Raw genomic sequence first — 26,515 nt, forward strand, 5'->3', positions numbered from 1 at the left:
TACTAGGTGATCGTTATCACTTGGCCTCGCCGATCGGGCAGGACGGCCTGGGCACGGTGTGGCGGGCCCACGATTCCCTGCTCGGGCGGAACGTGGCGATCAAGGAGATCCAGCCCCGGTTCGGCGAGGACGGGGCGGACATGCGCGAGGCGCGACGACGGGCGCTGCGCGAGGCGCGCTCGGCCGGGAGGCTGAACCACCCGGCGGTGATCTCCGTGCACGACCTGATCGAGGAGGACGGGCGGCTCTGGATCGTCATGGAGCTGCTGGAGGCCCTCACGCTCAAGGAGACCGTACGGCACCTGGGCCACCTGCCGATCCACTGGGTGGCGTGGATCGGCTTCCAGCTGCTGGGCGGGCTGCGCCACGCGCACGGGGCGGGCGTCCTGCACCGGGACATCAACCCGCGCAACATCCTGCTGACCGGTGATCGGGTGGTGCTGGCCGACTTCGGCATCGCGGCGCTGCACGGCGACCCGGACACTTCCACGACCGTGCCGCTCGTCCACGTTCCCACCTTCGTCGCGCCGGAGCGGCTGCGGGGCGGGCCACCGACCCCTGCGGGCGATCTGTGGTCGTTCGGGGCGAGCCTGTACTTCGCGGTGGAGGGCCGGCCGCCGCGTCCCCTGTCCCGTACGCCGGCGCCGCGCGAACCGGGGGGCGCCGGGCACCAGGGGCCGGTGGCGCGGGCGGGGGTGCTGTGGCCCGTCCTGGAGGGGCTGCTCCGGCGCGACCCGGCGGCCCGCATCAGCATGGGGCAGGCGGGTCGCATGCTGTCGGCGATCCTCCATACGGAGGGGGTGGCCCTGGCCCCGCCACGGCTGCCCGCGGCCCGGCTGCCGCCGGACGCCTTCCCCTAAGACCTGGCCCTCTAAGACCTGGCGGGACCGCGCGCGGCCTTTAGACGGGCATTCGGGACGGGAACGGCCGTCTTCCTCCTTTCTCCCGCCACGTGGGCCCGCCTCCCGCACGAGCGGGATGTCCCGCGACGGCCAGGCCGGACGCGTTTTCCGGCCGGGCAGAATTGATCAGAACGGAGTTCGAAAAACCGCGAAAAGGCCAGGCGCCGACATCCCCGGCTTTCAACACATCCCAAATCCTCGCCAATCATCACAAATTAGCCCGAACCAGCCTCGGGCCGTTTCCGGCTACTTCGGACCGGCTCGGGCCGGGCCGGTTCTGGCGGTCGGGGCCGGGAGAGCTCAGACGACCGGGACGCGGCGGCTGGCCTCGACGAACCTGGAGGCCAGCCGGGGACTGCCGGCCCAGTGCAGGTGCAGGTAGGAGGCGGTGATCCGGCCGTCGGTGAACCCGTCGGCGCCGCCACGCCAGCGGAACAGCGGCCGGTCGGGGGCGGGCTCGACCGCGGTGCGGTGGAACTCGTGACCTCGGTAGCGCTCCCCGTCCCTGGTGAGCGGCGAGTCGCGGACGGCCACCGCGTCCCGGTAGCCGAGGGTGAGGGTGCCGGTCATCCTGGCCTCGACGTCGAGGACCCCGCACATCGGCCTGCCGTCCAGCCTCCTGGCGAGATACAGCAGGCCCGCGCACTCGGCCGAGATCGGCCCGTCGAACGCGGCGACCCGCTCGCGCAGCGGCTCGTTGGCCGACAGCTCGGCCGCGTAGACCTCGGGGAAGCCGCCTCCGATGACGATCCCGCGAGCCCCCTCGGGGAGGGTCTCGTCGACGAGCGGGTCGAAGGGGACGATCTCGGCGCCCGCCGCCGCCAGCAGCTCCGCCTGCTCGGTGTAGCCGAAGGTGAAGGCCTGCCCCCCGGCGACCGCGATCCTCGTCACGGGAGCGGCGGGCGGCCCCGGGCTCCACGGGACGGCGGTCAGCGGCGGCGCGGTACGGGCCAGGCGCAGGAGTTCCTCCAGGTCGCAGGAGGCGGCGACCAGATCCGCGACGGCGTCCATCGCCCTGACGGCCTGGGTGCGGCGCTCGGCCGCGGGCACCAGGCCCAGGTGCCTGGAGGGGGTGGCGACGGCGTCGCTGCGGCGGATCGCGCCGAGCACCGGGACACCGCTCTCGGCGAGCGCCTCGCGGCAGACGGCCTCGTGCCGCTCGGAGCCGATCCGGTTGAGGATCACCCCGCCGAGCCTGATCCGGGTGTCGTAGGAGGCGAACCCGTGCACCAGCGCCGCCACGGAGCGGCTCTGCCTGGCTGCGTCCACGACCAGGACCACCGGGGCGCCGAGCAGCCTGGCGACGTGCGCGGTGGAGGCGAACTCGGTGGAGCCCGCGCCGTCGTACAGGCCCATCACCCCCTCCACGACCGCGATGTCCGCCCCGGCCGCGCCGTGCAGGAACAGCGGGGCGACGAGTTCCTCCCCCACCAGCCAGGGGTCGAGGTTGCGCCCGGGGCGGCCGGTGGCCATGGCGTGGTAACTGGGGTCGATGTAGTCGGGCCCGACCTTGTGCGGGGAGACCGCCATGCCCCGGCGGGCGAGGGCGGCCATCAGACCGGTCGCCACGGTCGTCTTGCCCGCTCCGGAGGCGGGAGCCGCGATGACCAGCCGGGCTACCATTCGATGCCCTTCTGGCCCTTCTGCCCGGCGTCCATGGGGTGCTTGATCTTGCCCATCTCGGTGACGAGATCGGCGGTGTCGAGCAGCCGGGGATCGGCGTCACGGCCGGTGACGACGACGTGCTGGCCTCCGGGGCGACCGCGCAGGGTGTCGACCACCTCGTCGACGTCGATCCAGCCCCACTTCATCGGGTACGTGAACTCGTCGAGCACGTACAGCCGGAACGTCTCGGCGGCGAGGTCGCGCTTGATCTGCTCCCAGCCCTCGCGGGCGTCGGCGGCGTGGTCCTCCTCGCTGCCGGGGCGCTGGATCCAGGACCAGCCCTCGCCCATCTTGTGCCAGGAGACCGGCCCGCCCTCACCGGAGTCGCCGAGCACCCGCAGCGCCCGCTCCTCGCCGATGCGCCACTTGGCGGACTTCACGAACTGGAAGACCCCGATCGGCCAGCCCTGGTTCCAGGCGCGCAGGGCCAGGCCGAAGGCGGCGGTGGACTTGCCCTTGCCCGGTCCCGTGTGGACGATCAGCAGCGGCCGGGTGCGGCGCTGCCTGGTGGTCAGGCCGTCCTCGGGCACGCTGACGGGTTTGCCCTGCGGCATCGTCGCCCTCCTTTTCACTGTCATGCGGCTCACTGTCATGCGGCGCGGCGTCCTCGCCGGCCGTTCACCCTCACGCGGCGCGGTGCCCTCACCGTCCTCGCCGGCTCCTCGCGGTCACGCGGCGCCGCGCCGCTCGCGGACCATCCCTGCCAGGTCGGTGAGGTCGTCGAGGCGTACGGTCTCCGCGCCCATCCGCGCCGCCAGCGAGGCGGCGAGGCCGAGGCGCACGTGGCCGCTTTCGCAGTCGACCACCACCCCCGCCACCCCGGCCAGCAGTCCCGCCGCGCGGTGGGACTCCTCGACGGTGCCCGAGGTGGCCCGCCCGTCGGTGACCAGGACCACCAGCGGGCGCCTGGACGGGTCGCGCAGACGCTCGACCCGCAGCACCTCGGCGGCCCGCAGCAGACCGGCGGCCAGCGGGGTCCGCCCCCCGGTGGGGAGCTCGCGCAGCCGGGCCGCGCCGGCCTCGACGGAGGAGGTCGGCGGCAGGACCAGGTCGGCGCGGGCGCCGCGGAAGGTGACGAGCCCCACCTTGTCGCGGCGCTGGTAGGCGTCGAGGAGCAGGCCGAGCACCGCTGTCTTGACCGCCCGCATGCGCTGCCTGGCGGCCATGGAACCGCTCGCGTCCACCACGAACAGCACCAGGTTGCCCTCACGGCCCTCGCGGACCGCCTCCCTGAGGTCGCCGCGCCGCAGCAGCAGGCCCGGCCCGCTCCTGCCCCGCGCGACCTGGTGCGGGGCGGCGGCGCCGACGGTGGCCCGCAGGTGGAGGGAGCCGGTGTGGCCCTCGGGGACCCGGGCCCCCGTGGTACGGCCCAGGGGTGTCCTGGCGCGCGACCGGCGCCCCGGGGCTCCGGAGCCGACCCCGGGGACGGTGAACAACCTGGTCCTGCCCCCGGGCTCGGCGTCGAAGGTCCGCTCGCGGGCCGGTGCTCCCCCGGCGGTCTCCGGCGGTTCACCGGGATCCGCGGCGGGGGCGGGCTCCCGCGTCCCGGGGCCGGGACCGCCCGGGACGTCCGGGACCGCGGGCCGGGAGGCCTCCCTGTCGTCGCGGCCGCCGGGAACGCCCGGGTCACCCGAGTCGCCCACCTCGTCCGGGGTGGCGTCCCCGGCCTCGGGGCCGCCGTCGGGCGCGGGCCCGTCCGGATCGGTGCCCCCGGGGCCGCCGGAGTCGTCCGGGCCCTCGGGGTCGCCGGGGTCGCCGGGGTCGTCGGGGATCTGGTCCAGGAGATCCTGGAGCCTGGACTCGTCCAGGCCCGGCGCGTCGAAGGGGTCGCGGCGGCGGCGGTGCGGGAGCGCGAGCCTGGCCGCCTCCCGTACGTCGTCGGCGGTGACGGAGGTGCGGCCCTGCCAGGCGGCGTGCGCGATCGCCGCACCGGCGGTGACCAGGTCGGCCCGGAGCCCGTCCACCTCGAACCCCGCGCAGACGGTGGCGATCCTGAGCAGTGCCGCGTCCGACAGGACGACCTGGGGAACCCTGGCACGAGCCTCGGCGATGCGCGCGGCCAGTGCCCGCTCCTCGCCCGCCCAGGCGGCGGCGAAGGCGTCGGGATCGGCCTCGAAGGCCAGGCGGCGCCGGACCACGTCCACCCGCTGGGACGGTTCCCGCGAGGCCCGGACCTCCACGGTCAGCCCGAAGCGGTCGAGCAGCTGCGGGCGCAGTTCCCCCTCCTCGGGGTTCATCGTCCCGACCAGCAGGAACCGGGCGGCGTGCCGTACCGACACCCCCTCGCGCTCGACGTAGCAGGTGCCGAGGGCGGCGGCGTCGAGCAGCAGGTCCACCAGGTGGTCGTGCAGGAGGTTGACCTCGTCGACGTACAGGACGCCCCGGTGGGCGCTCGCCAGGAGGCCGGGTTCGAAGGTTTTCACGCCCTCGGTGAGGGCTCGCTCGATGTCGAGGGAGCCGACGAGGCGGTCCTCGGAGGCGCCGACGGGCAGTTCGACGAGGCGGGCGGGCCGCGCTCCACCGGGCCGCACGGTGCCGGACCGGGTTCCGCCGGGCTGAACGGTGGCGGGCGGGGTGGGCCGGTCGCCCGGTTCGGTACGGCCATCGTGCGGCCCGTCCGGGCAGCCGGGGTCGGGGGCGGCGGGGTCGCAGGAGAAGCGGCAGCCGGTCACCACCTCGACGGGCGGCAGGAGCGCGGCCAGCGCCCGCACGACCGTGGACTTGGCGGTGCCCTTCTCCCCCCTGACCAGCACTCCCCCGACGCGGGGGGAGACCGCGTTGAGGATCAGCGCGAGTTTCAGGTCCTCCAGCCCCACGATCGCGGTGAAGGGATAGCGGGAGTCACGCACCTTCGGGTTCTCCTGTCCGTCTCGTCGAATCAAAGGGTCGCCGGGCGCTCTGACCGTCATGGGAGGTAGCTGAGCCGCCAGCGCCCGCCGCGCCCGGTGAGCGTCACGCGGGCCAGCGGCGCGACGTCGACGCGCCAGAAGGCCTGGGCGGGGGCGCCGAGGGCGTGGACGACCGCGGCGCGGATGACCGCCGGGTGGGTGACCGCGACGGCCCTGCCGGGGGCGCGGACGGCGAGCCAGCCGGACACCCTGGCCAGGAGCGCGGTGACCGGCTCCCCGCCGTGCGGCGCCGCGCCGGGGTCGCCGAGCCAGGAGGCGAGCGCCTCGGGTTCCGCGGCCTCGACCTCGCCGAGCGTCATCCCGCTCCAGCGGCCGTAGTCGCAGTCGGCCAGCAGCGGGTCGTGCTCGGCCCGCAGGCCGAGCGCCGCCGCCGTCTGGACGCAGCGCAGTTCGGCGGGGCAGGCCGCGGGACCCGGGCCGAGGTCCCGCGCCATCCCCTCGGCCCGGCGCAGGCCGCGTTCGTCGAGTGGTTCGTCACCCGGGAACGCGGCCCGTACCGTCGCCGAGGTGGAGGCGTGGCAGACCAGGAGCAGGCGGGTGACCCCCGAGGGGGTCGTCACACCGGGCCGCGCCTGCGGGCGGCGAAGGCGAACAGCGCGCCGACGCCGGCCCAGAAGACCACCTGGGTCCCCATGGAGGCGACCCGGAAGTCCCACAGGAGGTCGGCGGGGAAGCCCCGGGGCACCTCCGAGATCTTCGGCATGAGGATCCAGGCCGCGACGACGGGGACCAGGAAGGTGGCACCCGCCGACAGCCAGCGCACCCACGGTTCGCTCCGCGAGGCGTAGCGGTGGGCGGCGGTGCCGGCGGCGACCGCGAGGATCCCGATGACCACCGCGACCAGGTAGAGCACGGTGCGCCGGCCGATGGTCTCCGGGTCACCGACGGCCGGCGGGTTGGCGGGATATTTCATGAACGGGATGAGGACGATGGCGATGAACGCCGCGGCTGCGAGGGTGACCGCGAGCACCGGCTCCGATCGGGGTCCCGCCCGGCCGCGTACGGCCGCGTAGACGAGGGAGAACAGGCCCCCGACCGCCAGGCCGTACAGGCCGAGGGCGAGGAAGAGCCCGAAGCGCTGCCCGCCCCTGCTGACCAGGGCCTCCTCGTCGTGGGAGTGGGCCGCTGCCCCGGTGTCGTCGTGTGATCCGGCCGGGGAGGCGGCCGCGGCCGCCTCCTCCAGCGCGATGGCCTGGTCGATGCGCGGTTCGCCGACGGTGTAGGCGAAGACGGCCGCGAGCAGCCCTGCGAGCAGTCCGACGACGAGGCCCCGGACGATGAGTTTGGTGATCACCTGTGGCTCAGTGGCACGGCACGCCGAGCAGGTGACGCCCGTCGTGCATGAGTTCGTGCAGGTAGTTCCCCGCCTGTGAGATCGCTCCCTGGTCGAAGGTGACCAGGTAGGCGAGGAGCAGCAGCACCGGTACGGCGAGCAGCCAGCGGGTGAGCGAGGGCCATGGGATGGGCTGGGTGTGCGGTGCCGAGATCTGGCTCACGGCCACCTCCTCCGGGATTGACGCGTCCCTTTTCGTAGGTCGGTGGCGGCCGAGTGTGACCTGGCTTCCGGCTTCTGAGAGCCGGTTACAGTGGCGCGACCGCACCGGAGTTTCACCGGATTTCCCTCGCACCGCCACAAAACACCCGGAACGTATCCCGGTTCTCCGTCCCCCGTCAATCCGGGTGTCCGGTTTGACGGGCTCGGGCCGTCACGGGGTCCGGGCATGACGAGGGGGGAGGTGGCCAGGCCTGGCCACCTCCCCCCTCGCGGGAGTCACTGCTCGCCGGTCAGCGCCGTCACCAGCTCCGCGGCGGTACGGCAGCGGTCGAACAGCTCGCCCACGTGGGCCTTGGTGCCGCGCAGCGGCTCAAGGGTGGGGACGCGCTGCAGCGACTCACGGCCGGGGATGTCGAAGATGACCGAGTCCCAGGAGGCCGCGGCCACCGACTCGCTGTACTGGCTCAGGCAGCGGCCGCGGAAGTAGGCCCGGGTGTCGTTGGGCGGCACCTCGATGGCCCGCTGGACCTCTTCCTCGGTGACCAGGCGCTGCATGCGGCCCCGGGCGACCAGCCGGTTGTAGAGCCCCCGGTCGGGGCGGATGTCGGAGTACTGGAGGTCGACGAGCTGTAGGCGCGGGTGCGACCAGGGAAGGCCGTCACGGGTGCGGTAGCCCTCCAGGAGCTCCAGCTTGGCCACCCAGTCGAGCTCCCTGGACAGCTGCATCGGGTCCTCGGCCAGGCGGGTGAGGACCGACTCCCAGCGCTCCAGGATGTCCTTGGTGGGCTCGTCCAGGCCGTTGGCGCTGCGCTCCTCGGCGTACTTGCGGGCGAGCTCCAGGTATTCCATCTGCAACTGCACCGCGGTCAGCTTGCGGCCGTCGCGCATGGAGATCTCGTACTTGAGCGTGGGGTCGTGCGAGACCGCGCGCAGGGCCTGGACGGGGTTGTCCACGGCCAGGTCGCGGGTGAAGTAGTTGTCCTCGATCATGGCCAGGACGAGCGCGGTCGACCCCAGCTTCAGGTAGGTCGAGATCTCCGACATGTTGGCGTCGCCGATGATGACGTGCAGGCGGCGGTATTTCTCCGGGTCGGCGTGGGGCTCGTCCCGGGTGTTGATGATCGGCCTCTTGAGCGTCGTCTCCAGGCCCACCTCGACCTCGAAGAAGTCGGCCCGCTGGCTGATCTGGAAGCCCTCGCCCCGGGAGTCCTGGCCGATGCCGACCTTGCCCGCGCCGGTGACGACCTGCCGGGAGACGAAGAACGGCGTCAGGTGCCTGACGATGTCGGCGAACGAGGTGGCCCGGCGCATGAGGTAGTTCTCATGGCAGCCGTAGGAGGCGCCCTTGTTGTCGGTGTTGTTCTTGTAGAGCTGGATCGGGGCGTTGGCCGGCATCGCCGAGGCGCGGACCGCCGCGTCGTGCATCACCCGCTCGCCCGCCTTGTCCCAGATCACCGCCGCCCTGGGATTGGTGCACTCGGGCGTGGAGTATTCGGGGTGGGCGTGGTCGACGTACAGCCGGGCCCCGTTGGTGAGGATCACGTTCGCCAGGCCGAGGTCCTCGTCGGTCAGCTGGCTCTGGTCGGCCACCTCCCGCGCGAGGTCGAACCCCCGTGCGTCCCGCAGCGGGTTCTCCTCCTCGAAGTCCCATCGCGCGCGCCGAGCCCTCGCGGCCGAGGCCGCCAGATAGGCGTTCACGACCTGAGAGGAGGTCACCATCGCGTTGGCCCCCGGCTGTCCGGGCACGGAGATGCCGTACTCGGTCTCGATGCCCATCACCCGCCGTACCGTCATGCGCACCCTCTGTTCGTCAGGGACTGATTCTCTCCGTGGTATCTATTCCCGACCCTAGACCCTTCACTATGCCCGGTGGTCGGACAGTTATGGCACCGAAGCCTTTTCGCCCGTTGCGAGGGGGATCGAGGAGAGCGCGGGGAGCTGTGACGGGGACGGGGATGCGGCCCTTCTCCGCCTCCTGGACTTGACGAACTCCTGAAGCGGGCGCTCGGCCAACCGGTACACCAGGTAGGAGAACGCCATCGCGGCCAGCACGGTGACCAGCGCGGTCAGCGGGGGCGGCAGCACGTCCCGCAGGGCGGGGACGATCAGGACCGCGGCCGGGGTGTGGAACAGGTAGAGCGGGTAGGTGAGCGCGCCCAGGACGACCAGGCCGCGCCAGCGCAGCCACCCCAGCCAGCCGAGCGCCACCATCGCCATGAGCACGTAGAAGCCGATCACGGTGGCGACCACGGCCCACTCGGGCACGGGCATCGCGGCGTAGCCGACGTTCTCGATCCGCCCGGCCACCCGGTCGATCGCCGCGTTCACCGCCAGGCCGCCGCTGATCCCGGCGAGGCACCACAGGACGAGCCTGGGGCCGAACTTCGTCATCAGGAAGAACGCCATGCCGCCGACGAAGTACGCCGCGTACTTGGGCATGACCACCAGGTCCACCCAGGCCTCCTCGCTCCCGGCGAAGAACCCGGCCGCCAGCAGCCAGACGCCCATGAAGGCCAGGCAGCGGTTGAGCGTCACCCCGGCGATCACCAGGATCGAGATCAGCACGTAGAAGCGGAGCTCCACCCACAACGACCAGTAGACGCCGTTGGCGTCGTAGACGCCGAGGGCCCGCTGGAGCATCGTGAGGTTGATCCCGTACTCGCCGAGGCTGAGCTTGGGGTCCAGGGCCGTGGCGGCGGTCAGCCCGTAGACCGCGGCGGTGACGGCCACGCTGACCCAGTAGGCGGGAAAGAGCCGCACCAGCCGGGAGAGGGCGAACGCCCCCAGGCCCCGCCCCCAGATGCTCATCAGGATCACGAAGCCGCTGATCATGAAGAACAGCTCGACGCCGAGGATGCCGAGCCCGGAGATGGTGGAGATCGCCGGGAACAGCTCGGCCGGGCGGTCGCCCCACACCGAGGCGAAGGCGATGAAGTAGTGGAAGGCGAGCACCGCCATGGCGGCGAGGAAGCGCAGGAGGTCGAGCTCGGCGAGGCGGCCGCCTCCCCGAGGCGCCTCGCGGGGGCCCGCGCCGTTCACCGGGCGGCCGGGCCGGAATGTTCACGCACGCCACTTGGACGGCGTCTCGATCATTCGGGTTCCCCGTGACGGCCGTCTATTTCCGTTCCCTTCAGGGACGGGTGTGAAAGGAGATACGGACTCGCAAGGACGAAAATGGATAAAACCGGACAAAGTTTATCAACTGCCGAACGCCCGCGCCATCGACGAGGGTTTTCGGGAAGACGCCGGCGGCGCGGCCCCCGGGAGGGGGCCGCGCCGCCGGTCACACGTGGTTACAGGTACTGACCGGTGTTGGCCACCGTGTCGATGGAGCGCCCGGCCTCGGTGCCCTGCTTGCCCGTCACGAGGGTGCGGATGTAGACGATCCGCTCGCCCTTCTTGCCGGAGATGCGGGCCCAGTCGTCGGGGTTGGTGGTGTTGGGCAGGTCCTCGTTCTCGGAGAACTCGTCCACGCAGGCCGCCAGAAGGTGCTGGATCCGCAGGCCCTTCTGCCCGGTCTCCAGGAACTGCTTGATCGCCATCTTCTTGCCGCGGTCGACGATGTTCTGGATCATCGCGCCGGAGTTGAAGTCCTTGAAGTACAGGACCTCCTTGTCGCCGTTGGCGTAGGTCACCTCGAGGAAGCGGTTCTCCTCGCTCTCGGTGTACATCCGCTCGACGACCCGCTGGATCATGCCGGAGATGGTCTCCTGGCGGTTGGCGCCGTGCTCGGAGAGGTCCTCGTCGTGCAGCGGGAGCTCGGGGATGAGGTACTTGGAGAAGATGTCCTTGGCCGCCTCGGCGTCCGGCCGCTCGATCTTGATCTTGACGTCCAGGCGGCCGGGCCGCAGGATCGCCGGGTCGATCATGTCCTCGCGGTTGGAGGCGCCGATCACGATGACGTTCTCCAGGCCCTCGACGCCGTCGATCTCCGACAGGAGCTGGGGAACGATGGTGTTCTCGACGTCGGAGGAGACGCCCGAGCCTCGGGTCCGGAAGATCGAGTCCATCTCGTCGAAGAACACGATCACCGGGGTGCCCTCGGAGGCCTTCTCACGAGCCCGCTGGAAGACCAGGCGGATGTGCCGCTCGGTCTCGCCGACGTACTTGTTGAGAAGCTCGGGACCCTTGATGTTGAGGAAGAAGCTCTTGCCGGACTGGCCGGTCTTCTCCGCGACCTGCTTGGCCAGGGAGTTGGCGACGGCCTTGGCGATGAGCGTCTTGCCGCAGCCGGGCGGCCCGTAGAGCAGGACGCCCTTGGGCGGGCGGAGCTTGTGCTCGCGGAAGAGGTCGGCGTGCAGGTACGGGAGCTCGATGGCGTCCCGGATCTGCTCGATCTGCCGCATGAGCCCGCCGATCTCCTCGTAGGAGATGTCGGGCACCTCCTCCAGGACGAGCTCCTCGACCTCGGACTTGGGGATGCGCTCGTAGACGTAGCCCGAGCGGGGTTCGAGCAGCAGGGAGTCGCCCGCCCGGATCGGCTGGTCCATCAGCGACTCGGCGAGTTTCACCACCCGCTCCTCGTCCGCGTGCGAGATCACCAGCGCGCGCTGACCGTCCTCGAGGAGCTCCTTGAGCATCACGATCTCGCCCAGGTCCTCGAAGCCGAGGGCCTCGACCACGTTGAGCGCCTCGTTGAGCATGACCTCCTGGCCACGCTTCAACGACTCGACGTCCACCGCGGGACTCACGTTCACCCTGAGTTTGCGGCCGCCGGTGAAGACCTCCACCGTGCCGTCTTCCCTGGTTTCGAGGAACACACCGAACCCGGACGGCGGTTGCGCCAGCCGGTCTACCTCCTCCTTCAAGGCGACGATCTGGTCCCTGGCCTCCTTGAGGGTGGCCACCAGACGCTCGTTCTGGCCGGTTACGGCCGCGAGGTTCGCCTGCACGTCATGGAGACGCTCTTCGAGAATCCTGGCCTGCCGGGGAGACTCCGTCAGCTTCCGACGCAACGCGGTGATCTCCTCCTGCAGGAAGGAGACCTGTGTTGTGAGGTCGGCGACCTCCCGTTCGCGCTGCGCGGCACGAGCCTCAGCGTCGTCGCGAGCTGCCACGGCGTCACCTCCTTCCCAGTCGAGACCGACTACTCAAAACCCTACCCATCTAAGGGCTGTCCCTTACCTGGCTGAGCAGTGTTCATATGACTACATTAAGTGCGTGATGATTAATCCTTTTTGGCGCTTTTAGTCCTAGAAGTATAAGAACACGAAGGTCTGCTTCCGTGTCACGCTCTCACGGACCGTCGTGGCCGAATCGTCATCATGTGGCGGAAGACGTGGAAGTCGCGGACTCCTCGCCATTGGCCCCCTTCGCCGGACGTCTACGTCGAGGTGGTGGCGTCACCCCGTCAGCCATGCGACGGGCCGTGACCAGGAACCCGGTGTGGCCGACCATCCTGTGGTCGGGCCGTACGGCGAGTCCCTCGACATGCCAGTCACGAACCAGGGTCTCCCACGCATGGGGCTCGGTGAAACTCCCGTGCTCCCGCAGAGTTTCGACCGTACGCGAGAGCTGGGTTGTGGTCGCCACATAACAGCAGATCACACCGCCGGGGGTGAGAGCGCGGGCCGCGGCGTCCACACATTCCCAGGGGGCGAGCATGTCCAGGATGATCCGGTCGACGTCGCTCTCGTCGAGATCGTCGACGAAGTCGCCGACCACCAGGCGCCACTGCTTCATCGGGCCGCCGTAGAACTTCTCCACGTTCTTGGTGGCGATCTCGGCGAAGTCCTGGCGCCGCTCGTACGAGGTGAGGGTGCCCTCGGAGCCGATGGCGCGCAGCAGGAAGCAGGTGAGCGCGCCGGAGCCGACGCCCGCCTCCACCACCCGGGCGCCGGGGAAGATGTCGGCCATGGCCACGATCTGGGCCGAGTCCTTGGGATAGATCACCGCCGCGCCGCGCGGCATGGACAGCGTGTAGTCCTGGAGGAGGTGCCTGAACGCCAGATACTGGGTGCCGCCGGACGAGCGCACCACCGAGCCCTCGGGCTGGCCGATCAGCTCACTGTGCGGGATTCCGCCCTTGTGCGTGTGGAACACGCCGTCTTCCTTCAGCGTCACCGTGTGGCGCTTGTTCTTGGGGTCGGTGAGCTGCACCTGATCCCCGGCCTGAAACGGCCCATGCCTGCGAAAACCCATGACCGCAAGGTTATCGGCGCGCGGCGGTGCCCTCGGACGGCCGGGGACGCTCCTGACCCGGTCGCGCGGGGAAAACGGGGGAAGCGGGAGCGGAATCCCGCCGGACGGGGACGGGACGGCGGAGGGGGCCGGGAGCGGGGGCCGAGCGGAGGTGATTCACAAATCGCCACAAAATGCTGCAAAACGATTCGCCCTCCCAGGACGGCACCTGGTAGCTGTTGTGGTGTGTTCTCCCATGACGTGATTCCGGCCGGCCCCGTCGTCCTGAGGCCGCTCGCCCCCTCCGACGCCGAGGCGATCGTCCGCGCCTGCGCCGACCCGGAGATCATCCGGTTCATCCCTCCCATCCCCGTGCCGTACACCCGGGACGACGCGCTCCGGTACCTGGAACAGACCCGGCAGGAGTGGCAGGCCGGAGGGGCCCCGTTCGCGATCGCGGACGCGGGGACGGACGAGTGGCTGGGCAACATCGGCCTCATGGCCCGTCCCCGTGGTACCACCGAGATCGGCTACCTGGTCGCGCCGTGGGCGCGGGGCCGCGGGGTGGCCACGGACGCCACCGCCGCGCTGACCCGCTGGGGGCTCGAGCACGGCGCGAAGCGCGTCGAACTGCTCGCCAACGTGGAGAACCTGGCCAGCCAGCGGGTCGCCCTGGCCGCCGGTTTCCGGCGCGAGGGCGTACGGCGCGGGGCCGAGGAGCAGCGGGACGGCACCCGCCACGACCTGGTGGCCTTCGCGCGCCTGCCCGGCGACTCCGGCGAGCGCGTGACGCCCCTCCTGCCGGAGTTTCCCGGTGGCTCGCTGACCGACGGGGTCGTCCGGCTCAGGCGGCTCACCCTCGCCGACACCGCCGACTACCTGGCGCTGCGGAACCTGCCCGACGTCACGAGGTACTGCGTCCCGCCCGAGCCCTCCACCTTCGAGGAGGCCGAGGAGCGGTGCCGCACCGCGGGCGCGAACTGGCTGGCCGGTACGGGGGCCGAGATCGCGATCCTGGACGCCGCGACCGGCGCGTTCGCCGGGGAGATCCAGCTCAGCGGGGTGACCCCTCCACTGGGGCAGGCCATGGTGGGCTACAGCATGCTGCCGGAGTTCCGCGGCAGGGGCTTCGCCGCCAGGGCGGTGGACCTGCTGGCCGGCTGGGTCTTCGAGCACACTCCCCTGGCCCGGATCATCGCGGGCACCTCGCCCGGCAACATCGCCTCGCAGCGCGTGCTGGAGCGGGCGGGCTTCACCCGGGAGGCCCTGCTGCGCGGGCTGCTGCCCGGCCCCGACGGCACGCGCCTGGACGACCTGCAGTGGTGCCGCCTGCGGAGCGACGCCCGGCGCTAGCCGTACACCGCCGTCCCGGCCCGGCGTCCCACGACGCCGGGCCGGGACTCAGTCGGCGCCGAAGCGGGCCCTGAGCTTGGCGTAGGCGGCGTCGGTGCCCTGCAGTGCCCGGTCGATGTCGGCGTCGGTGTGGGCGGCCGACAGGAACCAGTTGTGCCAGGGGTGGAGGTAGACCCCCTCCTCCAGGCAGGCCGCGGCCCAGAACATGCCCTTGTCCAGCGTCGCGTCGCCCTCGAAGGAGAGCCACGGGATCTGGACCGGCCCCGTCTGGTTGACCGTGAAACCGTGGGAGGCGGCCTGGGCGGCGAGCCCCTCCCGCAGGCGGGTGCCCGCGCGCTCCATCAGCGCGATGCCGTCGACGGCGCGCAGCGTCTCGATCGTGGCCTTGGCCGCGGCCATCGGGGCGGCGTTGAACCAGAAGGAGCCGGTGGAGTAGAGCGTCTGGGCCGGCCCGCGCAGGGAGTCCACCCCGGTGACGGCGGCGATCGGGTGGCCGTTGGCCATCGCCTTGCTGAAGGCGTACAGGTCGGGGCGCACGCCCAGCGGCTCCCAGGAGCCGCCCAGGTCGATCCGCCAGCCCCCGCGCACGTCGTCGATCACCAGCGCGGCGCCGATCCGGTCGGCCAGGGCCCGCACCCCCCGGGCGAACTCCGCGGCGACGAGCTCCTGGTCCTCGAACGAGTCGTGCTTGAACGGCGTCACGATGATCGCGGCGACGTCGCCCTCCACCTGAGCCGCGGCGGCTTCGACGCCGGCGAGGTCGTTGTAGGTGAACTCGACCAGGTCCGCGCGCTCGTTGGGGGTGGTCCCCGCCGTGCTGGGCGTGCACCACGGGTCGGCCCCGTGGTAGGCGCCGTGCGCCATGAGGACCTTGGTCCTGCCGGTGGCGGCGCGGGCGACCATCAGCGCCTGGGTGGTGGCGTCGGTGCCGTTCTTGGAGAACATCACCCAGTCGGCCTGCGGGACGGTCTCCACCAGCAGCTCGGCGAGCTCCACGTAGACGGGACCGGGGCCGTTGAGACAGTCGCCCGCGGCGAGCTGGGCCGCGACGGCGCTCTCGACGGCGGGATGGCGGTGGCCGAGCACCACGGGCCCCCAGGAACACATGAGATCGACGTACTCGCGCCCGTCGGCGTCACGCTGGCGGCACCCCTCGCCCCCGACGAAGAACTGCGGGTAGGCGGGACCGTGCAGGGCCGCGTTGAGATGGCCGTACATGCCGCCGGGGACGACCTTGGCGGCCCGCTCCCTGAGTTTGGCGTCGATGGACATGCGTCGTCCTTTCACGTCTGGGTTCACGTCTGGATGCGTTCGGGCGGTTCGACACCGCCCCCGCCGCCCTTTTCCGGCCCGGAGGTCGCGGGCGGGGTCACTTCTCGTCTCGGAGCTCCCGCGCCCCGTCCAGGCCCGCGTCCGAGCCGAGGCCCCCGGCGACGCGGGCGGCCAGCGCGGTACCGAGCCGGGCGGCGCCGGCCACGTCGCGGCCGTCGACCAGACCGGCGATGAACCCCGCGCAGTAGGCGTCGCCGCACCCGGTGGTGTCGACCACCGGCACGTCGAGGGCGGGCACGCGGGTGAGGCCCTGCGCGTCGGCGATCAGGCTCCCGTCCGCGCCGAGCGTGACCAGGACGGCCGAGGGGCCCTCCGGCAGCAGGGACAGCAGGGACAGCGCGGCCTCCTCCACGTCGGCCCCCTCGCCCGCGCCGCTCATCAGCAGCGCCTGCTCCTCGTTGGGCAGGAGGTAGTCGACGTGCGGCAGGAAGCTGCGCACCCCCTGCATGAGATCGGGCATGTTGGACAGCAGGTCCATGGTCACGATCGTGCCCGCCGCCCGGGCCTCGTCCAGCAGCGCGTAGAACGCGGGGTCGTACAGGCCCCAGGTGACGTCCATGCCGCCCAGGTGCACGACCCGCGCGCCGAGGACGGCCTCGCGGCCGACGTCGGCGGTGGACAGGCCCAGGTTGGCGCCGGGGACGTGGAAGGACGGTCGGCCGCCGTCGGGACGGATCGGCAGGATCGAGGCCGCGGTCTGCTCCCCCGGCCTGCGGACGATCCCGGTCACGTCCACCCCGCGCCGCTTCATCATCATGACGAGCAGGTCTCCGAGCTCGTCGTCGCCGATCGCCCCCACCGAGGCCACCGGGACGCCGAGCGCGGCCAGGTCGACGGCGGTCGCGGCGGCGGCGCCCGCGGCGGTGACGCGGATCTGCTCCAGCAGGTGGGTGTCCTGCCCGGCGGGGATCGACTCCACCGGTCTGGCGAGCACGTCCACGATGTGCACGCCGAGGGAGACGACGGTCATAGTGAGTCCTCCTCGTGTCTTCAGCGGATAATAGACGGGCGCCCGACTAAAATGTCAACGAATCCATTCGAAAGGGGCAAGGTGCCGAAGATCGTCAATCACCGCGAGCGCCGCGAGGAGGTCGTCGAGGCCGCACGGCGCATCATCCTGCGCGAGGGGATCGAGGCCGCCACGACCAGGGCCATCGCCAGGGAGGCCGGCTACTCCAACGGTGTGCTGACCCACTACTTCGCCGACAAGGACGACATCATGCTGTCGGCGCTGCGGTCCTCGCACCGGCGCATCGTGGAACGCCTGCGCGGCAAGCTGGCCGGTCTCACCGGGCTGGCCGCGCTGCGCGAGCTCCTCCTCGACAACCTTCCGCTGGACGACGAGCGCGCCGGGGAGAGCGGGCTGGAGATCGGCTTCTGGAGCCGCAGCATGACCAGCCCGGCGATGCTGGAGGCGCAGCGCGCCGAGGCAGAGGAGCTGCGCTATTTGGTACGCAGCCTGCTCGGCGCGGCGGCCGGCGGCGGGGAGATCGCCACCTCCGACAACCTCGACGACGTCACCGAGCGGCTGCTCGCCCTCGTCGACGGGCTGAGCGCGCACCACCTGCTCTATCCGGACAGGCTCGGCGCCGCGCGCCTGGAACGGATGCTCGACGCCGAGCTGGACCGCCTGCGCCCCACCGGCGGGTAGGGCCCGGGCAGGGCCCTCAGGACAGCAGCGCGTAGAGCCGGTCGGCCACCCCCCTGGCGGTGGGCCGCTTGGCCGCGTCGCCGAGGCAGGCCTGCACCAGGTCCGACAGCTCGGGCTCCAGGCCCGGGTCGATCGACGGCGGCGTGCTGTTCAGCCTGCGCAGGGTCAGCAGCGGGTCGTGGGTGGGCAGCTCCCCGTAGAGCCCGTTGCCGCTCACCGCCCAGTGCAGCGTCGCGCCCAGCGACCACACGTCTCCCGCGGGGCTGGGGGTCTCCCCCTGCAGCAGCAGGGGATCGGTGAACTCCGCCGACCCGATGTCGCCCATCCCGGTCACCGTCGCGCCCGGCGTCAGCACCTGCGACAGGCCCAGGTCCGAGAGCTTGCCGCCGTCGTCGGTGAGCAGCACGTTGCCGGGACGGATGTCGCGGTGGACGATCCCCTCCTCGTGCAGCGCCTGCGCCGCGTGGGAGACGCAGGCGATCGAGCGCAACACCCGCTCGCGCGAGGGGCGCTCCGCGGGACGGGCCAGCGAGCCGCCCGGCAGGTACTCCATCGAGTAGTAGAACACCCCGCCCTGCTGCCCGGCGTCGTAGAGCCGCACCAGATAGGGCGAGCGCACCGCGGCGAACGCCTTCAACTCCCTCGTGGCGCGCCGGAACGCGTCGTTCCCGGTGCCGCCCACCACCTTCACCGCGACCAGGTCCGCCTCGACGGGCAACCGTTCCGGCCGCTTCGCCACGTAGAACTCGCCGTGGTTGCCCGCCCCCAGTGACCGGACGAACTCGTAGTCGGCGATGCCTTCCACCAACGGTCTCCCTCCATGCCCGCGCGATGTTCGCGGCGACATTCCCCACACGGTAACGTCGCCCTCGACATTCTCGGGGCTTTTCTTTGCTTACGGAAAGCGTGCCGTCACGTGCTCCATATGGACCTGCTCCTGCTCGACCTCGTCATCGTCCTCGCGGCGGCCCGGCTGTTCGGAGCGCTGGCCAGGCGACTCGGCCAGCCGCCGGTCATCGGCGAGATCGTGGCGGGCATCCTGCTCGGCCCCACCCTGCTGGGGCCCCTGATCGGCGACGAGCTGTTCGGCCCCGAGATGCGGCCCCCGCTGCAGGCTCTGGCCAACGTCGGCCTCGTGCTGTTCATGTTCGTCGTCGGCCTGGAGCTGGACCAGAAGCTGGTCAGGGGCAAGGGCCGGATCGCGGTGACCGTGGCGCTCGGCTCGACGGTGGTGCCGTTCGTCCTGGGGTGCGTGCTCGCGCTGGCCATCGCGGGTGAGCACGTGGGCGGCGACAGGACCCTGCCGTTCGTGCTGTTCATGGGCGCGGCGATGGCCGCCACCGCGTTCCCGGTGCTGGCCAGGATCCTCACCGACCGGGGAATGCAGCGCATCACCCTCGGCGGCCTCGCCCTGGCCTCGGCCGCCGTCATCGACGTGCTCGCCTGGACCGTCCTGGCGGTGGTGGTGGGCATCGCAGGGGCGGGAGAGGCCGAGGGACAGTGGAAGGTCCTGCTCGCCCTGCCGTACGCGCTGGTGATGTTCCTGGTGGTCAAGCCGCTGCTGGCCCGCCTGGTGCCCGCGTACGAGAGGGCGGGGCGGCTCACGCCCGGACTGCTCTCGCTGGTGCTCATCGGCCTGATCGGGTCGGCCTGGGCCACCGAGTGGATGCACGTCCACTTCATCTTCGGGGCGTTCGTGTTCGGCACGGTGATGCCCCGCGAGGGGGCCGAGCGGCTCAACCACGAGATCCTGGAGCGGCTGGAGCAGCTCGCCGTGCTGCTGCTGTTGCCGATGTTCTTCGTGGTGGCGGGCCTCAACGTCAACCTGCGCGAGCTCGACCTGTCCAGCCTCGGCACCCTCGCCGCGATCCTCGCCGTCGCGATCGGCGGCAAGGTGCTCGGCTCCTACGCCGCCGCCCGGACGCAGCGGCTGCCCGCCCGGCAGTCCTGGACGCTGGCCGCCCTGCTCAACACGCGGGGGCTCACCGAGATCGTCATCCTCACCGTCGGCCTGCAGAAGGGCGTGCTCGACGACGAGCTGTACTCGCTGATGGTGGTCATGGCCCTGGTCACGACCGCGATGACCGGCCCGCTGGTGCGCCGGCTCTACCCCGACCGGCGGGTGGCCCGCGACGTCGCCGACGCCGAGCGCGCCGCCCTCGGGGTGACCGCCGCCCACCGGGTGCTGGTGATCGTGCCGGAACCTCCCGCCGAGCAGGCACCGCTGGTCGGCCTGGCCACCACCCTGGCTCTGGCGAAAACCCCGTCCGAGGTGGTCCTTGGCCACCTGCGCCCCTACCCCGCGGGCCGTCTGGAGGTCGGCAGCGGCCTCTCCTCGGAACTGGCCGAGCTGGCCGAGACCCTTCAGGAGCTGGAGACGCTGGCCGCCACGGCCCGCGAGCGCGGCTCGGACAGCAGGGTGGTGAGCCGGTTCAGCGCGGACGTGGCGGGCGAGCTGCCGGGGCTGGCCTCCGGCGCCCGTCCCGACCTGCTGGTGCTGCCCGCCGTTGCCCCCGGCCACGCCGGTGTGCGCGACGGCGCCACCTGCCGCGTGGTGACCGTGGCCGGTACCGGCTCACCGTCCGAGCCGTTCCCGTCGTCCCCGTCGTCCCCGTCCCCGCTCGGGCAGGCCGGGCCCGGCTCCGTGCCGGGGCCGGTGGCGGTGCACCACGGCCCGGGAGGCGACGCGGCCGCCCACGTGGCGCTCACCCTCGCGGCGCTGCGGGGATGTCCCCTGGTCCTCGTCGGGGGCAACCGGGCCTCGGCACTGGCCCAGCGGCTGGTCAGGCTCGGGGTGGAGGCCACCTCGGGCCCGGTGCCGGAAGGCGCGCTGGTCGTGGCCGCCGACACCGCGAACGCCCCGGGAGGCGCCCACCTGCTGGTCCGCGCCGAGCAGGACGCCGACCCGGTCGACTGGGCCGAGGCCGTCTCCGCCCTGCGCGCGTCGGTCGTACCGGTCGCACCGGTCGTGCGGCCCTGACCGCCCGCCCGTCCCGCCCCCCTGCCCCGGGGACACCGGAAAAGCCCGAGGAGACCGGGAAGCCCGGGAAACGGCGCCTCGGGAACGGCGGCTCCCTTGGAGGACCCCGGAGAACACGCCGGGCGGCACGGCCGTGGCCGTGCCGCCCGGAAGGCGCGAGACGTTCCCAGCCGTAGGCGTTCCCAGCGGCAGGCGTCCTCAGCGGTTGCGGTGCGACTCGTAGCGCATGGTGCGCGAGACGCCGATCCGCACGGTGGTGCCGGGCAGGATCGCGACCGGCTCGTTCGGCGGGATGTCGTAGAAGTTGGGGTCGCCGGGCGGCTGGATCTGGGTGCCGTTGACCGACCCCAGGTCGACCAGGTTGACGTCCCAGCCGTCCAGCGCCACCCGCAGGTGACGGCGGGAGACCGAGCCGTCGGGACTGGTGACCTTGGCCGGGCGCACCGAGCCGTCGGCCACCTCGGGAGCCCGCTCGGGGTCGCGGCCCACCAGGTAGTCGGTGTCGAGCCGCAGCGTCAGGCCGTCGTCCAGGAGCAGCACCCCCAGCGGCGGGCGCGGCCCCTTGTAGGGGACGAGGGTGCGCTGGACCAGCGCGATGCCGCAGACCGCGCAGTAGGGCACGCGAGGGTCGTTGAAGTGGTCGTTCTTGCAGTCGACCCCGTAGACCAGCGGCCGCGACTCGGGCTCGGCCGCGGGACCGGAGGGCTCGTTCCCCTGCTGCGGCCCCCCGGGCGTCAGCAGCTCGTACTCGAACGGCTGGTCGCGCACGTCGATGGGGTCCCCGCCCATCCCGCTCGCCATGGCGGTGTCGATGTCCTCGTGGTGGACGACCGCGGGGGCGGGCCCGGTGGAGGGACCGCCGGAATGGCCACCCGGCTGGCCGGGAGAGGAGAGCGGGCCCTGTGCGGGCATCGGCTCGGAGTGCCACCCCTGCGGCTGCGGCTCGCGCCGCGGCTCCACGGGCGGGGCGACCGGGGGGTAGGGCTCGGCCGGGCCCATCGGGTAGGGCGCGGGCGGGGCGGCCTCCGGGGGCGCCGACCACTCGGGGGGCGCCGACCGCTCGGGCGGCGCGGGCATCGGGGTGGGCGCGGGGGTCGCGGGCTCCATCCGGGGCGCGGCGTGCTGGACGTTCTGCTGGGCGTGCTGCCCCTGGGGCGCGGCGGACTCCGTCCGCGGCACGGCCCGCGGCACGGCCCGCAGGGCGGCACCCGCCTCGGTCGGGTCACACCGGACCCCGCCCGCGACGATCACCCCGGCGTCCAGCCGGGACAGCGGGTGCGCGTCCCCGGCGTCGGGCAGGCGCAGCTCCACCCGGGTTACCGGGCCGGGGACCAACCGGTCGGACCAGGTGAGCGCGTCACGGCCGGCGAGCTGGATCTCACCGTTCGCGCCGGTCACCGACGCGAACGCCGGGCCGCTGACCAGGACGGCCACTCCCCCGCTGACGGGACCGGCGACGGCGCACGCCACCGGCTCGCCCATCATGACGGCGAGGATCTGGGCGACCCGGCGGGCCAGTGCCCGGCCGTCGCCGCCGGAGGCCGCGGTCTCCCGCAGCGCCCCCAGCAGATCCTCGACGACGGCCTCGGCCGCGTCGCACACCAGCAGCAGGCCGCCCTCGTGGGCCACCAGCCCGTTGCCCGGAAGCGGACGCACCACCCCGAAGCCCTGGTCGGTCACAGAACTCTCCCTCCCCGGAAACGCCACCGGATGAACGGCACCCTCATGGGGCCGTTCGTCACCAACCAGATGCATACCCAGACGACGGTGAAGTGCGTCCAGAAGGCGGCAGGCGGGACCGGATCGATGAAATCAACTGCACCGGACCGTAGCAAAAAGTACAGCACAAGACCTTCGGGCACGAGTGTCAGCAGGCCGAAGAGGGTCGGCCAGTCCTTCTCCCATCTGAACTGCATCAGGAAGTGGTATATCAGCTCCCAGACGACCCCCAGCACGGCCACCGCCGCGATGACGAGGAGGCCGTTGACGTAGCGGCCGGAGAGCGGCCCGGAACCGGGAAGCAGCGGAACGATCAGCAGGGTGATGACCACACCGACGGTGGCGAGCATGAACAGGCGCGTCTGAATACGGCCCAGCAGGGTCGGAACCACGGGAATCGCTCCTTATACCGACGAGTTGCGGGCCCATTTGAACCACTGCGAGGTCGACCGCAGCGGTCCCATCTTCTTGACGAATCCCCGCCTCGCCAGGTCGTCGGCTATCTCCTGGGCCGCGATCTGCAGGCCGAGGAAGGTGTCGACGCCGGGGAAGTAGCCGCCGAGCGTGGCCGACCCCGAGGCGTAGAGGGCGCCGTCGCCGCTGGCCGTCCCCTTCACCTCGAAGTGGCGCTCCACGTCCAGCCTGCCCACCGGGTTGCGGCCCGCCCCGCCGTACTGGAGCAGGTCCGCGAAGATCCGGTGCTCGGCGATGTCGGCCTCGAGGCCCGTGCAGTCGATGATGTAGTCGGACACCGGCTCCCTGACGATGCCGTCGCCGCTGCGCACGTAGCTGACGAGCCGCCCGTCGCGGCTCTGCTCCACACGGTCGACGGTGCCCTGCACGGCGTGGTAGTAGCCGCCGCTGCGGCCCGCCCGCATCTGCTCCTGCCAGCGCCGCCTGAAGGGGGTGTTGGTGCCGCCCATCTCCTTGTACTTCTTCGCCCGCTCGGGGCCCTCCAGCTTGCGCATCTGCGCCTTGAGCTGGCCGCCCCACACCGACTTTGGATAGTTGAAGCCCTGGTAGGCCCAGCCGTCCCCGCCCTTGCGGCGCGACCAGACGTGCGGGCCGTGCGAGCCGCTGACGAACGTGCGGAAGATGTGGATGATCTGGGTCTGCAGGTTGTACTTCTCCCGGTCGTCGAACAGCCGCTGGAGCACCCGGGAGGCGACGATGCCGCCGCCGCGGATGACCACGGTGCCCGGCCGGGTCTTCAGGAACTCGTACACCTGCTCGTGCGGCTCGTAGGCGTTGACGACGTGCTGGTAGTCACCGTGCTTGGTGCGGAACTCCTGCAGGTCGGGCAGGAACTTCAGGCCCGGGTAGCCGATCGCGACGTGCACGAAGCGCGAGCGGAAGATGATGCGCTTGGTCGGCGCCGCGCCGTCGGGCGGGGTGACCACGGTGAAGTAGCCGCCGCCCGCCCTGCGGCGGATCATCCGCACCTGGCCCTTGACCAGCATGTCCCAGTAGCCGATGCGCCTGGCCTCGCGTTCGAGGTTCTCGAAGACGGTGCCGGCGCGCGGGGTCCAGTAGTCGTTCAGGAGCGGCTCGGTGAGGATCTGCCACAGGTACGACGGCCTCTTCTCCTTCCACGCCTCTTCCAGGGCGTAGGAGGGGAATCCCCACAGGTTGTCCGGGCGGGAGGAGGAGTCGGAGCGGATCCGCTCCCCCCGGGGGATCTGCGAGCACCTGGTGAGGAACTCGTAGGTCTGCCACGGATGGTCGATGTTGGACACCACCCGCATCTGCGAGGTGGGAACGCCGTAGATCCTCAGGTAGTCGAGCGTCACGAAGGACCCCATGCCGCCGCCGACCGTGAGGAACGGGATGTCGTACATGGGGATGCCCGCGGCCGCGACCATCTGGTCGGTCCATTCGGGGGCGCCGAGGAGATCCGGCGTCAGATCGCCGGCCGGAGCCGGTGTTCGGGGGGGTGCCAATTGACGTCCCTTAAGCTACTTGGCCGGCCCGTTCGCCGACCAAAACCCTGATCCTGGTATGTGCCGAAAACGAGGGGACGAACACGTGATCCTCTCCTGCCGTCCCCGTCATCGGCGAGTATCCAGTGAGACGCCTGTGAACCACATGTGGTTCGCTTAAACCCCGCTGAATACGCGGTTCACGTCCGAGGTCGCGAGCACGCCGAAGATCTCGCCGCCGCGCTCCACCAGGAGATACTCCCCCGCCGGGGACTCGCGCATCGCGTCGATCAGCGGCTCCCCCTCCAGGTCGGCGGCGAGCACCAGCGACGGCTCCAGGCTGCGCGCCAGCGAACCCGCCGTCACCCAGGGGCGGCGGCTCTCCGGGGTGGCCTCCACCGCGACCTCGTTGACGATGCCCGTGGGATGGCCCTCGTGGTCGACCACCACCATCGCCCCCGCCCGTGCCTCCGCGGCCCGGCGCAGGGCCTCGGCCAGCGGCACGTCGCCGGTCACCGCGATGGCCCGCCTGGCCAGGGCGCGGGCGTTGACCTCGGGGATGCGGGCCCGCACGCGGGCGCCGCGCAGCGCCTGGGTGGCGCCGAACCAGATGAAGGCGGCCAGCAGCATCGACCAGATGAGCATGGTCGTCTCCGGCTCCTGCCCGGCCACCAGCGTCAGCCCGACGGGCAGCACGACCAGGGCGACGGCCAGCACCCGGCCCGCCCAGGCCGCCGCGATCGTGCCGGAGACCGGCTTGCGAGTGATCTTCCAGACGCCCGCCCGCAGCATGCGCCCGCCGTCGAGCGGCAGTCCCGGCAGCAGGTTGAAGACCCCGACCATCAGGTTGGCGAGCCAGAGCTGGAAGACCAGGACGCCGACGATCGTGCCGGGGTCGATGACGTAGGAGGCGGCGAAGCCGAGCGCGGCCAGCCCGAGCGAGAGCAGCGGCCCGGCGAAGGCGACCATGAACTCCCTGCCGGGGGTCTCCGGCTCGCGTTCGATCTCCGAGACGCCGCCGAGCAGGTAGAGCGTGATGCGCCGTACCGGCAGGCCGTACATCCTGGCCACCACGCAGTGCGCCAGCTCGTGCAAAAGCACCGAGACGTACAGCAGCACCGCGAAGACGAACGCGACGACGTACGTGAGCGGGGTGCTCAGGTCGGGCAGCCGGTAGGCCACCACGCTCTGGAACGAGTAGGTGATGAAGGCCGCCACGATGAACCAGGTCGGCGAGACGTAGATCGGAATGCCGAACGGGCGGCCCATCCGCAGCCCTGGATTGTCCTGGCGTGGGCTGTCGCTGCTCACCGCTGGCTCACCATTCCTCGTCCCCTCCACCCTCAGGCCTCGATGGTACGCGCCATCGGGCCCCCGGCAGACGCCACGAGGCCGCCTCGGGCACAAACTGTCGTCACCGTGACCTACAGTGCGGTCATGTCGCTGACCGAGCCCACGATCGTCGGAGCCCTCTCGCCGTCGCGCGCGGGTGACTTCATGACGTGCCCGCTGCTCTACCGCTTCCGGGTGATCGACCGGCTTCCCGAGCCGCCGTCGCCCGCCGCGGTGCGCGGCACCATGGTCCACTCGGTGCTGGAGCGCCTGTACGACCTGCCCGCCCAGGAGCGCACGGTCTCCGCGGCCCAGGACCTGCTGGAGCCGCAGTGGCGCAGGCTCCAGGAGGAGGATCCGTCGTACGCCGGCATGTTCACCGGCGACGACGACCGCGCCGAGTGGCTGGCCCAGGCCCGTGCCATGCTGGAGCGTTACTTCACCCTCGAGGACCCCACCTGCCTGGAGCCCGCCGAGCGGGAGCTCTACGTCGAGGCGGTGCTCGGCAGCGGCCTGATGCTGCGGGGCTACATCGACCGGCTGGACGTGGCGCCCACCGGCGAGGTCCGCGTCGTCGACTACAAGACCGGCAGCGCCCCGGGGCCCGCCTTCGAGGCCAAGGCGCTGTTCCAGATGAAGTTCTACGCGCTGGTCCTGTGGCGGTTGCGCGGCTCGGTGCCCCGCATGCTCCAGCTGATGTATCTCGGCGGCGGCGGCGAGGTCCTGCGCTACGTCCCCGACGAGGCCGACCTGCTGGCCACCGAGCGCAAGGTCCAGGCCCTGTGGCAGGCCATCGAGCGGGCCCTGGAGACGGGCGAGTGGCGCTCCAGGCCCAGCAGGCTGTGCGGCTGGTGCAGCTACCAGGACCTGTGCCCGGAGTTCGGCGGCACTCCCCCGCCCGTTCCCGAGCGGCAGCCCGGCGACACCGTCCGCAGCAACCGGCGCCCCGCCAGGACCTCGAGGGCGGCCACCGACGAGCTGTGACGTGCTCCTCGGCCCGGACTCCCCGCGCGGCCTCACGGCGCTCTCTCCGGCCCGATCCCCGGCGCGGCCTCACGGCGTTCCACGAGCCGGTCCCCGGCGCGGCCGTCAGGTGCTCCACGAACCCGTCCGCGGCGCGGCCGTCAGGTGTTCCGCG

Annotated in this window: 22 protein-coding genes and 1 riboswitch; of the genes, 5 read left to right on the plus strand and 17 right to left on the minus strand. The window is 71.9% G+C overall.

Annotated elements, in window-relative coordinates; translation table 11 throughout:
- Positions 1 to 20: 20 nt before the first annotated feature.
- The gene (locus ACVCAG_RS24040) at positions 21 to 860 is read left to right on the plus strand and encodes a protein kinase domain-containing protein (protein ID WP_440084885.1); all 840 of its coding nucleotides are present in this window, start codon (positions 21 to 23) and stop codon (positions 858 to 860) included.
- 342 nt (positions 861 to 1,202) lie between these two features.
- Here the strand turns inward: ACVCAG_RS24040 and ACVCAG_RS24045 are convergent, their stop codons facing one another.
- The 10 genes from ACVCAG_RS24045 to ACVCAG_RS24090 form a co-directional block, all read right to left on the minus strand.
- Positions 1,203 to 2,525, minus strand: a complete 1,323-nt coding sequence (locus tag ACVCAG_RS24045; protein ID WP_447190319.1) for a cobyrinate a,c-diamide synthase — start codon at positions 2,523 to 2,525, stop codon at positions 1,203 to 1,205.
- On the minus strand, positions 2,519 to 3,121 hold the full coding sequence (gene cobO, locus ACVCAG_RS24050) for a cob(I)yrinic acid a,c-diamide adenosyltransferase (protein ID WP_440085037.1): 603 nt from the start codon (positions 3,119 to 3,121) through the stop codon (positions 2,519 to 2,521). The genes ACVCAG_RS24045 and cobO overlap by 7 nt, the downstream gene beginning before the upstream one ends.
- Positions 3,122 to 3,235: 114 nt before the next feature.
- Positions 3,236 to 5,476 (minus strand): magnesium chelatase subunit D family protein, encoded by a 2,241-nt coding sequence (locus tag ACVCAG_RS24055; RefSeq protein WP_447190320.1) that lies wholly within the window; start codon positions 5,474 to 5,476, stop codon positions 3,236 to 3,238.
- Positions 5,473 to 6,036, minus strand: a complete 564-nt coding sequence (locus tag ACVCAG_RS24060; protein WP_440084888.1) for a histidine phosphatase family protein — start codon at positions 6,034 to 6,036, stop codon at positions 5,473 to 5,475. The genes ACVCAG_RS24055 and ACVCAG_RS24060 overlap by 4 nt, the downstream gene beginning before the upstream one ends.
- Complete coding sequence (locus tag ACVCAG_RS24065) at positions 6,033 to 6,770, minus strand: CbtA family protein (protein WP_440084889.1); 738 nt, start codon at positions 6,768 to 6,770, stop codon at positions 6,033 to 6,035. The genes ACVCAG_RS24060 and ACVCAG_RS24065 overlap by 4 nt, the downstream gene beginning before the upstream one ends.
- Before the next feature lie 7 nt (positions 6,771 to 6,777).
- Complete coding sequence (locus ACVCAG_RS24070; protein ID WP_362686101.1) at positions 6,778 to 6,972, minus strand: CbtB domain-containing protein; 195 nt, start codon at positions 6,970 to 6,972, stop codon at positions 6,778 to 6,780.
- Between the two features lie 17 nt (positions 6,973 to 6,989).
- Positions 6,990 to 7,123: riboswitch (adenosylcobalamin (AdoCbl) riboswitch) on the minus strand.
- 124 nt (positions 7,124 to 7,247) lie between these two features.
- Positions 7,248 to 8,765, minus strand: coding sequence for a depupylase/deamidase Dop (gene dop / locus ACVCAG_RS24075; protein ID WP_436759783.1), 1,518 nt, complete (start codon positions 8,763 to 8,765; stop codon positions 7,248 to 7,250).
- A gap of 87 nt (positions 8,766 to 8,852) precedes the next feature.
- Positions 8,853 to 10,010 carry an acyltransferase family protein gene (locus ACVCAG_RS24080; RefSeq protein ID WP_440084890.1) on the minus strand — a complete coding sequence of 386 codons (1,158 nt, stop codon included), beginning with the start codon at positions 10,008 to 10,010 and terminating at the stop codon, positions 8,853 to 8,855.
- A gap of 254 nt (positions 10,011 to 10,264) precedes the next feature.
- On the minus strand, positions 10,265 to 12,028 hold the full coding sequence (gene arc, locus ACVCAG_RS24085) for a proteasome ATPase (protein WP_440066145.1): 1,764 nt from the start codon (positions 12,026 to 12,028) through the stop codon (positions 10,265 to 10,267).
- Positions 12,029 to 12,233: 205 nt separating this feature from the next.
- On the minus strand, positions 12,234 to 13,112 hold the full coding sequence (locus ACVCAG_RS24090) for a class I SAM-dependent methyltransferase (protein ID WP_440084891.1): 879 nt from the start codon (positions 13,110 to 13,112) through the stop codon (positions 12,234 to 12,236).
- Positions 13,113 to 13,337: 225 nt separating this feature from the next.
- On the opposite strand from ACVCAG_RS24090, the gene ACVCAG_RS24095 reads away from it, so the two are divergent.
- On the plus strand, positions 13,338 to 14,444 hold the full coding sequence (locus ACVCAG_RS24095; protein WP_440084892.1) for a GNAT family N-acetyltransferase: 1,107 nt from the start codon (positions 13,338 to 13,340) through the stop codon (positions 14,442 to 14,444).
- Between the two features lie 48 nt (positions 14,445 to 14,492).
- Here the strand turns inward: ACVCAG_RS24095 and ACVCAG_RS24100 are convergent, their stop codons facing one another.
- Positions 14,493 to 15,716, minus strand: coding sequence for an aminotransferase class III-fold pyridoxal phosphate-dependent enzyme (locus ACVCAG_RS24100; protein ID WP_440084893.1), 1,224 nt, complete (start codon positions 15,714 to 15,716; stop codon positions 14,493 to 14,495).
- 97 nt (positions 15,717 to 15,813) lie between these two features.
- Positions 15,814 to 16,746: a PfkB family carbohydrate kinase gene (locus ACVCAG_RS24105; RefSeq protein ID WP_440084894.1), complete on the minus strand. Its 933-nt coding sequence runs from the start codon at positions 16,744 to 16,746 to the stop codon at positions 15,814 to 15,816.
- Positions 16,747 to 16,827: 81 nt separating this feature from the next.
- On the opposite strand from ACVCAG_RS24105, the gene ACVCAG_RS24110 reads away from it, so the two are divergent.
- Positions 16,828 to 17,427, plus strand: a complete 600-nt coding sequence (locus tag ACVCAG_RS24110) for a TetR/AcrR family transcriptional regulator (RefSeq protein ID WP_447190321.1) — start codon at positions 16,828 to 16,830, stop codon at positions 17,425 to 17,427.
- A gap of 16 nt (positions 17,428 to 17,443) precedes the next feature.
- On the opposite strand, the gene ACVCAG_RS24115 is transcribed toward ACVCAG_RS24110, so the two are convergent.
- Positions 17,444 to 18,232 carry a serine/threonine-protein kinase gene (locus ACVCAG_RS24115; RefSeq protein ID WP_447190322.1) on the minus strand — a complete coding sequence of 263 codons (789 nt, stop codon included), beginning with the start codon at positions 18,230 to 18,232 and terminating at the stop codon, positions 17,444 to 17,446.
- 120 nt (positions 18,233 to 18,352) lie between these two features.
- Here ACVCAG_RS24115 and ACVCAG_RS24120 point away from each other — a divergent pair, with 120 nt between their 5' ends.
- Positions 18,353 to 20,407, plus strand: a complete 2,055-nt coding sequence (locus ACVCAG_RS24120; RefSeq protein WP_447190323.1) for a cation:proton antiporter — start codon at positions 18,353 to 18,355, stop codon at positions 20,405 to 20,407.
- Between the two features lie 198 nt (positions 20,408 to 20,605).
- Here ACVCAG_RS24120 and ACVCAG_RS24125 read toward each other — a convergent pair whose 3' ends face one another.
- The 4 genes from ACVCAG_RS24125 to ACVCAG_RS24140 form a co-directional block, all read right to left on the minus strand.
- Positions 20,606 to 22,087, minus strand: a complete 1,482-nt coding sequence (locus ACVCAG_RS24125; RefSeq protein ID WP_447190324.1) for an FHA domain-containing protein — start codon at positions 22,085 to 22,087, stop codon at positions 20,606 to 20,608.
- Positions 22,084 to 22,518 (minus strand): hypothetical protein, encoded by a 435-nt coding sequence (locus tag ACVCAG_RS24130; RefSeq protein WP_440084899.1) that lies wholly within the window; start codon positions 22,516 to 22,518, stop codon positions 22,084 to 22,086. The genes ACVCAG_RS24125 and ACVCAG_RS24130 overlap by 4 nt, the downstream gene beginning before the upstream one ends.
- 12 nt (positions 22,519 to 22,530) lie before the next feature.
- Positions 22,531 to 24,066, minus strand: a complete 1,536-nt coding sequence (locus ACVCAG_RS24135) for a hypothetical protein (protein ID WP_440084900.1) — start codon at positions 24,064 to 24,066, stop codon at positions 22,531 to 22,533.
- 156 nt (positions 24,067 to 24,222) lie between these two features.
- Positions 24,223 to 25,314, minus strand: a complete 1,092-nt coding sequence (locus ACVCAG_RS24140) for a site-2 protease family protein (RefSeq protein WP_440085038.1) — start codon at positions 25,312 to 25,314, stop codon at positions 24,223 to 24,225.
- 168 nt (positions 25,315 to 25,482) lie between these two features.
- Here ACVCAG_RS24140 and ACVCAG_RS24145 point away from each other — a divergent pair, with 168 nt between their 5' ends.
- Complete coding sequence (locus ACVCAG_RS24145; RefSeq protein WP_440084901.1) at positions 25,483 to 26,361, plus strand: PD-(D/E)XK nuclease family protein; 879 nt, start codon at positions 25,483 to 25,485, stop codon at positions 26,359 to 26,361.
- Positions 26,362 to 26,515: the final 154 nt, after the last annotated feature.

The organism is Streptosporangium sp. G12 (assembly GCF_052983175.1).